The organism is Xanthobacter pseudotagetidis (genome assembly GCF_043194795.2).
In the GTDB taxonomy this organism is placed as follows: Bacteria; Pseudomonadota; Alphaproteobacteria; order Rhizobiales; family Xanthobacteraceae; genus Xanthobacter; species Xanthobacter tagetidis_A.
The window spans coordinates 287,967-300,849 of sequence record NZ_CM195534.1; the positions used below are offsets into that span (position 1 = coordinate 287,967).

General features: G+C 72.2%; 9 protein-coding genes. 6 read left to right on the forward strand and 3 right to left on the reverse strand.

Annotated features, from left to right (window positions below):
- The first annotated feature begins 57 nt into the window (after positions 1–57).
- The 6 genes from V5F67_RS01390 (at position 58) to ftsH (ending at position 7,749) form a co-directional block, all read left to right on the forward strand.
- Positions 58–2,100 (forward strand): pseudouridine synthase, encoded by a 2,043-nt coding sequence (locus tag V5F67_RS01390; protein WP_509210599.1) that lies wholly within the window; start codon positions 58–60, stop codon positions 2,098–2,100.
- Between the two features lie 9 nt (positions 2,101–2,109).
- A complete protein-coding gene (gene rsmD / locus V5F67_RS01395) occupies positions 2,110–2,670 on the forward strand; it encodes a 16S rRNA (guanine(966)-N(2))-methyltransferase RsmD (RefSeq protein ID WP_394020541.1) in 561 nt (186 codons plus the stop codon).
- Positions 2,671–3,050: 380 nt separating this feature from the next.
- The gene (gene pal / locus V5F67_RS01400; protein ID WP_394020539.1) at positions 3,051–3,542 is read left to right on the forward strand and encodes a peptidoglycan-associated lipoprotein Pal; all 492 of its coding nucleotides are present in this window, start codon (positions 3,051–3,053) and stop codon (positions 3,540–3,542) included.
- 157 nt (positions 3,543–3,699) lie between these two features.
- A complete protein-coding gene (gene ybgF, locus V5F67_RS01405) occupies positions 3,700–4,596 on the forward strand; it encodes a tol-pal system protein YbgF (protein WP_394020537.1) in 897 nt (298 codons plus the stop codon).
- Positions 4,583–5,653 carry a tRNA lysidine(34) synthetase TilS gene (gene tilS / locus V5F67_RS01410; RefSeq protein WP_394020535.1) on the forward strand — a complete coding sequence of 357 codons (1,071 nt, stop codon included), beginning with the start codon at positions 4,583–4,585 and terminating at the stop codon, positions 5,651–5,653. Before ybgF ends, tilS begins: the two co-directional genes overlap by 14 nt.
- A gap of 167 nt (positions 5,654–5,820) precedes the next feature.
- The gene (ftsH, locus tag V5F67_RS01415) at positions 5,821–7,749 is read left to right on the forward strand and encodes an ATP-dependent zinc metalloprotease FtsH (protein WP_394020533.1); all 1,929 of its coding nucleotides are present in this window, start codon (positions 5,821–5,823) and stop codon (positions 7,747–7,749) included.
- A gap of 653 nt (positions 7,750–8,402) precedes the next feature.
- Here the strand turns inward: ftsH and V5F67_RS01420 are convergent.
- From V5F67_RS01420 to V5F67_RS01430, 3 genes are all read right to left on the reverse strand, one after another.
- Positions 8,403–9,833, reverse strand: coding sequence for a homospermidine synthase (locus V5F67_RS01420; protein WP_394020531.1), 1,431 nt, complete (start codon positions 9,831–9,833; stop codon positions 8,403–8,405).
- Between the two features lie 124 nt (positions 9,834–9,957).
- Complete coding sequence (locus V5F67_RS01425) at positions 9,958–11,232, reverse strand: MFS transporter (RefSeq protein ID WP_394020529.1); 1,275 nt, start codon at positions 11,230–11,232, stop codon at positions 9,958–9,960.
- A 272-nt stretch (positions 11,233–11,504) separates the two neighbouring features.
- Positions 11,505–12,722: a polyhydroxyalkanoate depolymerase gene (locus V5F67_RS01430; protein ID WP_394020527.1), complete on the reverse strand. Its 1,218-nt coding sequence runs from the start codon at positions 12,720–12,722 to the stop codon at positions 11,505–11,507.
- Between the last annotated feature and the right edge of the window lie 161 nt (positions 12,723–12,883).

A 12,883-nucleotide genomic window follows, 5' to 3' on the forward strand; every position in this document is an offset into this window, starting at 1 on the left:
GAAACTCCCCCAAAAGCGCCGCTCGCGGCGGCGCCCGCGCTGTGCTATCGCCCCTGAATGCCCCGCACCACACCGCCCCGCAAGGAAAAGAACCGCGTGCCGCGCGACAAGCGCGCGCTCCCCGCGGCCCCCAGCAAGGACGCCGAGCGCGTCGCCAAGGTCATCGCCCGCGCCGGGCTCGGCTCGCGCCGCGAGATCGAGGACTGGATCGCCGAAGGCCGCGTCGCCGTGAACGGCACGGTCTTGGAGAGCCCGGCCTTCACCGTGACCGCCGCCGACGCCATCACGGTCGACGGCGCGCCGCTGCCGGAGCGCGAGCGCACGCGCCTGTTCCTCTACCACAAGCCCGCCGGCGTGGTGACCACCAACCGCGACCCGGAAGGGCGCACGACGCTGTTCGAGATCCTGCCCCAGGGCCTGCCGCGCCTCGTCAGCATCGGCCGGCTGGACCTCAATTCCGAAGGGCTGCTGCTGCTCACCAATGACGGCGGCCTCGCCCGCGTGCTGGAGCTGCCGGAGACCGGCTGGCTGCGCCGCTACCGCGTGCGCGCCAACGGCACCGTCGACCAGGCGCAGCTCGACGCGCTGATCAAGGGCATCACCGTCGATGGGATCGAGTACGGCCCCATCGAGGCGACGCTGGACCGCGCGCAGGGCGCCAATGTCTGGCTCACGGTGGCGCTGCGCGAGGGCAAGAACCGCGAGGTGCGCAACGTGCTCGGCGCGCTCGGCCTCAAGGTCGGGCGGCTGATCCGCGTCTCCTACGGGCCGTTCCAGCTGGGCGAGATCGCCGAGGGCGGCATCGAGGAGGTGAAGACCCGCATCCTGCGCGACCAGATCGGTGCCGAGATCGCCGCCGCGGCGGGGGCGGATTTCTCCGGCCCGCTGGTGGAGCGCGAGATCGAGGAAGCGCCGGTGCGCCCGCTGCGTCCCGCCGGCAAGCGGCAGGTCAAGCGCGAGCAGGAGATCGACGCGGCGCGCCGCGCCGGCCGCGCCCGGCAGGAGCAGGCGTTCGAGGACGCGCCCGCCCCGCGCGGCCGCGACCGCCGGCGGCGCGAGGAGCGTGAGCTGGAGAGCCTCGGCACGGTGGCGGACCGCAAGGGCCGTGCCGTCAAGGTCGAGCGGGTGGTGAAGACGGAGGCCCCGGCCCGCCCCGCCCGCGCGGGCAAGAGCGAGGGACCGCGCCGCGGCCGCCCCGCCGGCAAGGACGGGGGCAGGGATTTCGAGCGGCCCGCGGGCCGCTTCGGCGACAAGCCGCGCCGCGCCGGCCCGAGCCGCTTCGCCCGCGAGGAGGGTGCGGGCGAGCAGCGCCGCGAGGGGCCGCGTGGGCGCTCCTTCCGATCCGACGACCGCGAGGCGCGCCCCGATTTCCGCAAGGGCGGCACCCGGAGCGGCGAACGGGCCGAGCGCCCCTCCCGCAGCTTCGCCGACCGGCCGCAGCGCGCCCGCCGCGACGATTTCGACGGCGAGCGTCCGCAGCGCAGCTATCAGGACCGGCCGCCCCGCGCGCGGCGGGAGGACGCCGGAACCGAGCGCCCCCCGCGCGGCCCCCGCGCGGGCGAGGGCGACCACCGCATCGGCCGCGGTCCGGGCCGCCCGCGCCGCGACGATTTCACCGGCGAGAGGGCCGAGCGCGCCTCCCGTCCGCCCCGTCCACGGGGCGATGAGCAGCGGGGCGGCGAGCGCCCGCAGCGCAGCTTCCAGGATCGCCCGCCCCGCGCGCGGCGGGACGACGGAGCCGGCGAGCGCCCGCCGCGCGGCGAGCGTCCGTCCTATGGCGAGCGCCCGCCCCGGCGCGAGGGTGCCGCCGGCACCGGTCCGCGCGGCCAGGGCCGCGGCTTCGGCGAACGCGGCGACGGCCGGGAGGACGGCCGCCCGCCCCGGCGCGGCGGCGGCGCCGGCTTCCGCAGCGAAGGCGGCGGAAGCGAGCGTCCCCGCAGCGAGGGCTTCGGCGGCGAGCGGCCGCGCGGTGCGGGTCCGAAGGGTCCCGGGAGCAAGGGCGCCGGGCCGAAGGGATTCGGCGGCAAGGGTCCTGCAAAGGGCGGGCGGCCGGCGGGCGGGCCGAAAGGCGGCCGGCCGGGGCCGCGCGGCAAGCGCTGAGGCGGCGGCGTGCGCATCGTCGGCGGCCGCCTCAAGGGACGCGCGCTGAAGGGCCCGCGCTCCGACCTCGTCCGCCCCACCTCGGACCGGCTGCGCGAGAGCCTGTTCAACATGCTCGCCCATGCCTATGGCGACCCGTGCGACGGGGCGCGGGTGCTCGACCTGTTCGCCGGCACCGGCGCGCTCGGCATCGAGGCGCTCTCGCGCGGGGCGCGCTTCTGCCTGTTCGTGGACGACAGCACCGAGGGGCGCGGGCTGATCCGCGACAATGTGGAGGCGCTCGGCCTCACCGGGACCACCAAGGTCTTCCGCCGCGACGCCGGCCGCCTCGGCCCGGCCGGGCCGCACGACGGGCCGTTCGGCCTCGTCTTCTGCGACCCGCCCTACGGCAAGGGTCTCGCCGAGGCCGCGCTCGCGGCGGCGCGGGACGGCTGGCTCACGGACGACGCGCTCGTGGTGGTGGAGGAGCGCACCGGCGCCTTCGCCGCGCCCGAAGGCTTCCGCGAGCTGGAGCGGCGCGCCTATGACGGCAGCGAGCTGATCTTCCTGGAACGCGACGGGCGCGCCTGACTCGGACCGCTGTTGCGTTCGCGCCACAGGCGGCGGCTCCCCTGCGCCTCGACCGGCGCCGCCCCAAGCCCTGCACCCCCTCGCCATGATGACGCCATGAGAGGCCATCAGTGAAGGCACGTCCGGCGGACGGGACCGATCCCGCCCTGGAAGCTCCAAACGCCGAGCCGCCGCCGCGTCCGCAGACGCACGCGCGGCACATGGCATTGCGGCGCTTCGGCCGGATGCGGGGCGGCGCGACAAGGTTTGGGAAACCATGCGCCGCGGTTTGCGGCGTCCCAAGGCGGGTTGCCGCCGCGGACGCCCCGCTCGGAAGGTTCGCTTAACCGGACGGCGGCTAGATGAAGCCTCCGGTACGCGTTGAGAAGGGAGACACCGGAATGCGTTTCATCGGCTTTGCTCGCGGCTTCCGGTTCGCGGCTCTTTTCGGCTTCGCGCTGGCGCTCGCCGCGTGCGCGAACACGCCGAATCCCAATGCCGCGGGCGGCCAGTCCGGTCCCCCCGGGTCTCCCCAGGAGTTCATCGTCGCCGTCGGCGACCGCGTGTTCTTCGAGAGCGACCAGACCGACCTCACCCCGCAGGCGCGCGCCACCCTCGACCGGCAGGCGCAGTGGCTCCAGCAGTGGAACCGCTACACCTTCGTCATCGAGGGCCACGCGGACGAGCGCGGCACGCGCGAGTACAACATCGCCCTCGGCGCCCGCCGCGCCCAGGCGGTGCGCGACTATCTCGCCTCGCGCGGCATCGACATCGCCCGCATGCGCACCATCTCCTACGGCAAGGAGCGCCCGGTGGCGGTGTGCAACGACATCTCCTGCTGGTCGCAGAACCGCCGCGCCGTCACGGTGCTGAACGCCGGCGGCGCCTCCTGACGGGCGCCCCTCTCCCGCGGGGCGACCTGCGGGAGATCGCCGCCGAGCAGCGGAAACCCGTTGCCGGGTCACACTTTGGACGCGATCCCAACGGTAACATGAGGGCCGAGGACGGTTCCCCGTTCCTCCCTCGAAACCGAGCGCCCCGTTCTCGATCATGATGCATCGTCTGCCCGTGGCCGGCGCTTTGGCCGGAGTATTCGCCGTCGCCCTGTGCGCCTTTCCTCCCGCCGCCTCGGCGCAGCAGGACGGCGGGCTGTTCGGCAACCTGTTCAAGCCGCCGGGCCAGGTCCAGGAGCATCCCCAGGGCGCCGACGCGACCGAGCTCGTGACGCGCATGGAGCGGCTCGAGAACGCCCTGCGCCAGCTCACCGGGCAGGTGGAGCAGCTCCAGTACCGCAACCAGCAGCTGGAGGCCCAGATCCGCCGCCTGGAGGAAGGCGGCGGCGTTCCCCGTCCGCCCGCCGCGACCGGCGGCGCGTCTTCGGCCAGGCCGCCGCTCGCTCCGGCCGCCAACGGCCGGCGCTCGGACGCCTTCGATCCCAATGCCGAGCCGGGCGCCCCCGGCGCCCCCCAGCCCCTCGGTTCGCCGGCGAGCGCCTCGGCCGGGCTGGTGCGCCCGCCCGTCGGCGCCGCCGGAACCCAGGTCGCGGCCCTGCCCGGCCCCGGCGCCACCCCGCGCGAGCTCTACGACGCCGGCCAGGGGCAGATCCAGCGCCAGGACTTTGCCGGCGCCGAGCAGACCTTCCGCCAGATCATCCAGGCCGGCGGCAATGACCGCGTGGTCCCCGACGCCACCTTCATGCTGGGCGAGAGCCTGTTCCTGCAGAAGAACTACAAGGACGCGGCGAACGCGTTCCTGGACCTGACGGTGAAATATCCCAACTCCCTGCGTGCCCCGGAGGCGCTGCTGCGCGTCGGCCAGTCGCTCGCCATCCTGGGCGAGAAGGAGGCTGCCTGCGCCACCCTGTCCGAGGTGGACCGCAAGTATCCCCGCGCGCAGGCCGCCGTGCGCCAGGCGGTGGAGCGGGAGCAGAAGCGTGTCGGCTGCTGACGGCGACCCTTCCTTACGAGGGCCGCGCGGCGCGCGCGCCGAACCGGTCGGCGACGACGAGCTCGAAGGCCTGTTCGCCCCTTTCCTCGGCCATCCCGGCGTTCTGATCGCGGTCTCCGGCGGCCCGGATTCCACCGCCCTCGCCGTCCTCGCCGCGCGCTGGCGCAGGGCGAGGGGCGAGGGTCCCATGCTCGGGCTCGTCACCGTCGACCACGGGCTGCGGCCGGGCTCGGCGCGCGAGGCGGAGGCCGTCCGCGCGCTCGCCGACGCCATCGGCCTGTCCCACCGCACCCTGCATTGGCGCGGCGCCAAGCCCACCACCGGCGTCCAGGAGGCCGCGCGCGCCGCGCGCTACCGGCTGCTGACCGCCGAGGCGAAGGCGCGCGGAAGCGGCGCCATCGCCCTCGGCCACACGCTCGACGACCAGGCGGAGACGGTGCTGTTCCGCCTCTCCCGCGGCTCCGGCCTCTCCGGCCTCGCCGCCATGCGCCCGGCGAGCCGGCGTGACGGCGTTGCCCTGCTGCGGCCGCTGCTCGGCCTCCCCAAGGCGCGGCTCATCGCCACGCTTCGGGCGGCCGGGGTGCCTTTCGTCGAGGATCCGAGCAACGGCGACACCCGCTACGCGCGGGCGCGCCTGAGGGTTCTGGCGCCGCTCTTGGCCGATGAAGGCTTGAGCGCGGCGCGGCTGGCCCTGTTCGCGCGGCGCATGGCGCGGGCGGACGAGGCGCTGGAGCGCGCCACCGACCAGGCCGGGGCGCGGATCGGGCTCGCGCCATGGCAGGCCGGCGCGCCGGTGCGTCTCGACCTCGCGGGCTTCGGCGAGCTGCCAAAGGAGATCGGCCTGCGCCTGCTCGCGCGCGCCATCGACCAGAACGGCCGCGAGGGACCCGCCGAGCTCGCCAAGCTCGAGGCGATGCTGGAGCAGATCTACGCCAGGTTGAAAGGCGAGCCGTCACCATTTCGCCGCACCCTCGCCGGCGCCCTGGTGGCGATCCGGCGCGGCGAACTGTGCGTATCGCCCGCGCCGGAGCGCCGCAAGGGCCCGGCCTCGCGTTGATTTCAGGCGGTCTGGCGCCCCCTCGCCTTGGCAAGAGAGGGGGCGCAACCTAGATTAGGGAGCGGACGTAGCGGGAATGGGGCTTCATCTGCGCCCGGCCGGAGCGATTTCCGGAAGGGAATGCGGATGATGGGTGCCATGCCTTCGGGCGTCCCCAAGAGGGTTCAATGAACGCCAATTTACGTAATTTCGCCCTGTGGGTGATCATCGTCCTGCTGCTGCTTGCGCTGTTCTCGCTGTTCCAGAGCCCTGGCCAGCGCTCGAACGCCAATGAGATTTCCTTCTCCCAGCTGCTCGCCGACGTGGACGCGGGGAAGGTGCGCGAGGTCGTGATCGAGGGGCCGAACATCACCGGCACCTATTCCGACCGCCCCGGCAGCTTCCAGACCTATGCGCCGAACGACCCCTCGCTGATCCAGCGGCTCTACGGCAAGGGCGTGCAGATCACCGCCCGGCCGCCGTCCGACAACGTGCCGTGGTTCGTGAGCCTGCTCGTGTCCTGGCTGCCGTTCCTGGCGCTGATCGGCGTGTGGATCTTCCTGTCGCGCCAGATGCAGGGCGCCGGCGGCAAGGCCATGGGCTTCGGCAAGTCGCGCGCCAAGCTCCTCACCGAGGCGCACGGCCGCGTGACCTTCGAGGACGTGGCCGGCATCGACGAGGCCAAGAGCGACCTGACCGAGATCGTGGAGTTCCTGCGCGACCCGCAGAAGTTCCAGCGCCTCGGCGGCCGCATCCCGCGCGGCGTGCTGCTGGTCGGCCCGCCCGGCACCGGCAAGACGCTGCTGGCCCGCGCCATCGCCGGCGAGGCCAACGTGCCGTTCTTCACCATCTCGGGCTCCGACTTCGTCGAGATGTTCGTGGGCGTCGGCGCGAGCCGCGTGCGCGACATGTTCGAGCAGGCGAAGAAGAACGCGCCCTGCATCATCTTCATCGACGAGATCGACGCGGTGGGCCGCCACCGCGGCGCCGGCCTCGGCGGCGGCAATGACGAGCGCGAGCAGACCCTGAACCAGCTCCTGGTGGAGATGGACGGCTTCGAGGCCAACGAGGGCATCATCCTCATCGCCGCCACCAACCGTCCGGACGTGCTGGACCCGGCGCTGCTGCGCCCCGGCCGCTTCGACCGCCAGGTGGTGGTGCCGAACCCCGACGTGGTGGGCCGCGAGCAGATCCTGAAGGTGCATGCCCGCAAGATTCCCGTCGCCCCCGACGTGAACCTGAAGACCATCGCCCGCGGCACCCCCGGCTTCTCCGGCGCCGACCTCGCCAACCTCTGCAACGAGGCGGCGCTCATGGCGGCCCGGCGCAACAAGCGCATGGTCACCATGCAGGAGTTCGAGGACGCCAAGGACAAGGTGATGATGGGCGCCGAGCGCCGCTCGCTGGTGATGACGGAGGAGGAGAAGCTCCTCACCGCCTACCACGAGGGCGGCCACGCCATCGTGGCGCTGAACGTGCCGGCCACCGACCCGGTGCACAAGGCCACCATCATCCCGCGCGGCCGCGCGCTGGGCATGGTCATGCAGCTGCCCGAGCGGGACAAGCTCTCCATGTCCTACGAGCAGATGACCTCGCGCCTCGCCATCATGATGGGCGGGCGTGTGGCCGAGGAGCTGGTGTTCGGCCACGACAAGGTGACCTCGGGCGCCGCCTCCGACATCGAGCAGGCGACCCGGCTCGCCAAGATGATGGTGACGCGCTGGGGCTTCTCCGACCTGCTCGGCCAGGTGGCCTATGGCGAGAACCAGGACGAGGTGTTCCTGGGCATGTCCATGCAGCGCCACCAGAACATCTCGGAGGCCACCGCCCAGACCATCGACAAGGAGGTCCGGCGGCTGGTGGACGAGGGCTACCAGGAGGCCAAGCGCATCCTCACCGAGCGCTACCAGGACCTCGAGACCCTGGCCAAGGGCCTGCTGGAGTACGAGACCCTGTCCGGCGACGAGATCGTCGACCTCCTGAACGGCAAGACGCCGAACCGCGAGAGCGTGATCGATCCGCCGAACCCGCGCGGCTCGGCGATCCCCGCCGCGGGCAAGAACCGCCCCCGTCCCGGCGGCGCCGGCGGCTCCATCGAGCCCCAGCCCCAGGCCTGAGGCGTCGCGCCCGGCCCCGGCGACTTCCGCCTCCGGCCGGACCGGGGGGCTCCCAGAAACGAGAAACGCCCGCTTCGGCGGGCGTTTTCTTTTTGCCGGTCGGGCCGGCGCGGCCGGCCGTGGCTCGCCATCGCCCGGGACACGTCCGCCCCCTCCAAGCAGAAGCCGCCTCCCCCCTTGCGGGGGAGGGATGGGGTGGGGGGTGGAGCAGAGGCGGGGGATGCGGCGACGACGTGGGGCGCGGGAGCGCCACGCCTCCTTTCCACGGTCATGCGCCGGCGCGACCGGAGCATCCATCCCGGCGGCCGGAAGAAATCCCTCGCTCACGGGCCCTCCGGTCCAGCCGGAGGGCGACGGCGCCGCGGGGCGGCGAGGAAGACGATGGCGCCGGGGCAGGACACACAGGGCGCGCGGAGCCCCCCGCCCGCCGCAGAGCCCGCCAGGACATTCAGAAGGACAGCACCGCAAGCACCGCCGTCATGCCCGGGCCAGGCCCGGGCATCCACGTCCAACGGCTTGCGCCAACTTGCGAAAGTTTGTTTCCGCTCGATCCGCGTCATGGCCGGGACAAGCCCCGCCATGACGGCGATGATGACGGCGATGAATGAAATGGAGCAGGCGAAAGCCTGGTCCGCGGCCTTTCAAGCCGGCCCTCAGCGCACGATGACGTTCTTGAACTGCCAGGGGTCCTCCAGGTCGAGGTCCTCCGGGAACAGCTTCTGGCGGCCGGTCAGCGGGGTCCAGTCGGTGTAGGTGCCGATCACCGGGCCGAGATAGGGCAGCTGCACCTCGAGGCAGCGGCGGAAGTCCATCTCGTCCGCCTCGACGATGCCGGCCTCCGGGTTCTCCAGCGCCCACACCATGCCGGCGAGCACGGCGGAGGTCACCTGCAGGCCGGTGGCGTTCTGGTAGGGCGCGAGCTCGCGCGTCTCCTCGATAGAGAGCTGTGAGCCGAACCAGTAGGCGTTCCGGGCATGGCCGTAGATCAGCACCCCCAGCTCGTCGATGCCGTCGACGATCTCGTGCTCGTCGAGGATCTTCCAGCTCTCCTGGAAGTGGCCGCCATTGCCGAACATCTCGTGCAGCGACAGCACCGCGTCGTTGCAGGGGTGGTAGGCGTAGTGACAGGTGGGCCGGTAGAGCACCTCGCTGCCGTCGCGCACCGTCAGATAGTCGGCGATGGAGATGCTCTCATTGTGGGTGACGAGGAAGCCGTACTGCGCCTTCGGCGTCGGCGTCCAGGAGCGCACGCGGGTGGCCGCGCCCGGCGAGAGCAGATAGATGGCGGCGCCGCAGCCGCCCTCGTGGGTGCGCCCGTCCGGCGGCAGCTCCTTCTCGTGGGTGCCCCAGCCGAGCTCGGCCGGCTGCAGCCCCTCGGAGACGAAGCCCTCCACCGACCAGGTGTTCCAGAACGCGCCCATCACCTTGGGCTCACGGGCGCGCTGGGTGTCGCGCTCGGCGATGTGGATGCCCTTCACCCCCAGGGCGCGGGCGAACTGCGCCCATTCCTCGCGGCTGGTGGGCTCGGGCCGGTCGAGGCCGGTGTCATGGGCGATGTTGATGAGCGCCTGCTTCACGAACCAGGACACCATGCCGGGATTGGCGCCGCAGGTGGAGACCGCCGTCGGCCCGCCCGGATTGCGCCGGCGCGCGGCCAGCAGGCTCTCGCGCAGCGCGTAGTTGGTGCGCGCGGCGGTCGGCATGGCCTCGTCGAAATAGAAGCCCTTCCAGGGCTCGATCACGGTGTCCACATAGAGCACGCCCAGCTCGCGGCACAGCTCCATCACCGCGATCGACGACACGTCCACCGACAGGTTCACGCAGAAGCCGCGACCGGGGCCGTTGGTGAGCAGCGGGGTCAGCAGGTCGCGGTAGCTCTCCGCCGTCACCTCGGCCTGGATGTAGCGGATGCCGCGGGCATCGAGCAGCTTGCGGTGGTCCGCCACCGGGTCGATCACCACCATCCGCTCGCGGTCGAAATCGAAGTGCCGCTCGATCAGGGGCAGGGTGCCCCGGCCGATGGAACCGAATCCGATCATCACGATGGGGCCGTCGATCTTGGCATGGACCGGCCAGTCGCTCATGGCGCAAAACTCCTCGGGTCAGCGCGGGAGGAAGGTCCGCCGGCCCGAAGGGGGCGGCGGGCGGGCGCACCATGGGAAACTGCGCCGGGCGCGTCAACAAAGGATCGGGAGAAGAGCCGGCAAATCAGGTGATTTCAATGGCTTTCGCCGCCTGGGGTGCGGGCTTCGGCCGCGCCGGCATGTCGTCGATGCGCCACAAAGCGGGAAACAGGCGCACCCACCAGGCGGCGATGAGGATGGTGCCGATCCCGCCCATCAGCCCGGCGCCCACCGGCCCGAGCAGCGCCGCGGTGACCCCGGATTCGAACTCGCCCAGCTGGTTCGAGGTGCCGATGAAGAGCGAGTTCACCGCGCTCACCCGGCCGCGCATCTCGTCGGGGGTGGAGAGCTGCACCAGCGAGGAGCGGATGACGACGCTGACATTGTCCGCCGCCCCGAGCACCGCCAGCGCCCCGAGCGACAGCCAGTAGCTGGTGGAGAGCGAGAACACGATGGTGGCGAGCCCGAACACCGCGACGGCGGCGAACATGGTCGGCCCCACCGACCGCGTCAGCGGCACCCGGGAAAGCACGAACGCCATGGCCACCGCCCCCGCCGCCGGCGCCGCCCTGAGCACGCCGAGGCCTTCCGCGCCCACATGCAGCACGTCGCTGGCGAAGATCGGCAGGAGCGCGGTCGCCCCGCCCAGCAGCACCGCGAACATGTCGAGCGAGATCGACCCCAGCACCACCGGGCTGCGCCGGATGAAGGCGAGCCCCGAGAGCAGCGTCTCCAGCGACACCGGCCCGCGCTGCACCCGCGCCGCGCGGTGGCGCACCAGCGCCATGGCGAGCGCGGCGACCGCGTAGCACGCCGCCGCCAGCGCGATGGACAGGGTCGGCGCGACGGCATAGGCAAGGCCGCCCAGCGCCGGCCCGGCGATGGTGGCGGTCTGGATCGCCGAGGCGGAGACCGCCAGCGCCCGCGGCAGCAGGTCCGCCGGCACGAGGCCGGGCAAGAGGGCGTTGAGGGTCGGATGCTCGAAGGCGCGCGTCGCGCCGATCAGGCTCACCGTCGCGAACAGCGCCGGCACCCCCGCCGCGCCGGAAAGGAGCCCCGCCGCCAGCGCGGCCAGGGTCGCCGCCGCCACCGCCTGGCAGGCCATGACGATGCGGCGGCGGTCGAAGGTGTCGGCCACCTGCCCCACCACCAGGGTGAGCAGCAGCAGCGGCAGGAACTGGAACAGGCCGACCAGGCCGAGCGCCAGCGCGCTGCGCGTCAGGTCGTAGACCATCCAGCCCACCGCCACCGCCAGCACCTGGAAGGCGAGCGAGGAGGCCACGCGGCTGATCCAGAACAGCGCGAAGTCGGGATGGTCGGCGAGGCGCGGGGGATGCGGCGGAACGGCGGCGGAACTCATGGCCTGCGCATACTCCCGCCGCGACCGGCGGGAAAGGGCGAACGCGGCATGGCTCGCGCCTGAAGGCCGCGGGGACCCGGCTCGCTTTGGTCAGGCCGCCGTCATGCCCCGGCTTGTCCGGGACATCCACCGGGTCGCTCGCTCTGCCCTGGAAAGGCGAGCGCCGGCCTGGCCGCGAAGCGGATCCCCCGCACAAGGCGGGGGATGACGAGCGGACGGAAATCGGCGGCGCGCAGAAGACCGCCGGTCGACCGCGGATCTGCCTGGTCCTCTCAGTCGCTGGCGAGGATGTGGTTGCGCACGATCGGGTAGACCTGGCCCGCCCACTTGCGGCCGGAGAACACCCCGTAATGGCCGACGCCCGCCTGCATGTGGTGGCGCTTCTTGTGGGGCCGCAGCGCCGAGCAGATGTCCTGCGCCGCCACCGTCTGGCCGATGGAGCAGATGTCGTCGCGCTCGCCCTCCACCGTCAGCAGCGCCGTCTTGCGGATGGCGCGGAAGTCGATGGGGTTGCCGCGATAGGTCAGCTCGCCCTTGGGAAGCCGGTATTCCTGGAACACGTACTGGACGGTCTGCAAATAGAAGTCGGCGTCGAGATCGAGGACCGCGAAATATTCGTCGTAGAAGGTCTTGGCCGCCTCGGCCTTCTCCATGTCACCCTCGGCGAGGTGGTTGTAGAGCTCCATGTGGGCCTTGAGGTGCCGCGTCATGTTCATGGAGACGAAGGCGGTGAGCTGCATGAAGCCGGGATAGACCCGCCGACCGACGCCCGGAAAGCCCGCCGGCACCTTGGAGATGAGATTGCGCTCGAACCAGCGCATGGGCTTGGAGGTGGCGAGGTTGTTCACCACCGTGGGATTGATCCGGCAGTCGATGGGCCCCGCCATGAGGGTCATGGAAGCGGGCGTCGCCGGGTTGCGATCCTGCGACATGACGGCGGTGGCGACCAGGGCCTGGACGCAGGGCTGGCACACGGCGAGCAGGTGCGCGCCCGGCCCGAGGTATTCCAGGAACTTGACGATGTGCTCCACATAGTCGTCGAAGGCGAACGGCCCTTCGGAGAGCGGCACGTCGCGGGCATTGTGCCAGTCGGTGATGTAGACGTCGTGGTCGGGCAGCAGCGTCTTCACCGTGTTGACCAGCAGCGTCGCGAAGTGGCCGGAGAGCGGCGCCACCACGAGCACGCGCGGCTGCGCGATCTCCACGTCCTTCTTGAAGCGCAGCAGGGTGCCGAAGGGCAGGACCGTGGACCGCTCCTCCACCACCTGGACCTCGCGGTTGCCCACCTCCACCGAGCGGATGCCGAAATCGGGGCGGCCATGGCTGAGCCCGGCGCGCTCGATCATCTCGCAGGCGGCCGCGAAGTGCCGCAGGCCGGCATGGCCGTAGCCGTTGACGAGGGGGCCGGTGAGGGTCTGGCGCGCCAGCCCCGCCATGAAACGGAGCGGCTCCATGAGATCGGCGCGGGTCTGATAGGCCAGATACATCACGGCCGCCGGCTTTGACGCGCCACGCGGCCGAGCCGCCCGGCGCAGGTGGACGAGGGGGAAAGCTCAGGCATGTTCTTGAAGAACCCTTCTGTTCCGCGCCTTCCGGAGGGCCGGCGCCCCCCGCGGACGTCGGATCCTTAAGTTATTGTCGCAGGGCCGTT

What these genes read in the sequence shown, in the direction of transcription:
- ftsH (WP_394020533.1), top strand. Translation starts at nt 5,821, where the DNA reads ATGAACGCCAATTTACGTAATTTCGCCCTGTGGGTGATCATCGTCCTG.
- pal (WP_394020539.1), top strand. Translation starts at nt 3,051, where the DNA reads ATGCGTTTCATCGGCTTTGCTCGCGGCTTCCGGTTCGCGGCTCTTTTC.
- V5F67_RS01390 (WP_509210599.1), top strand. Translation starts at nt 58, where the DNA reads ATGCCCCGCACCACACCGCCCCGCAAGGAAAAGAACCGCGTGCCGCGC.
- V5F67_RS01420 (WP_394020531.1), bottom strand. Translation starts at nt 9,833, where the DNA reads ATGAGCGACTGGCCGGTCCATGCCAAGATCGACGGCCCCATCGTGATG.
- ybgF (WP_394020537.1), top strand. Translation starts at nt 3,700, where the DNA reads ATGATGCATCGTCTGCCCGTGGCCGGCGCTTTGGCCGGAGTATTCGCC.
- V5F67_RS01425 (WP_394020529.1), bottom strand. Translation starts at nt 11,232, where the DNA reads ATGAGTTCCGCCGCCGTTCCGCCGCATCCCCCGCGCCTCGCCGACCAT.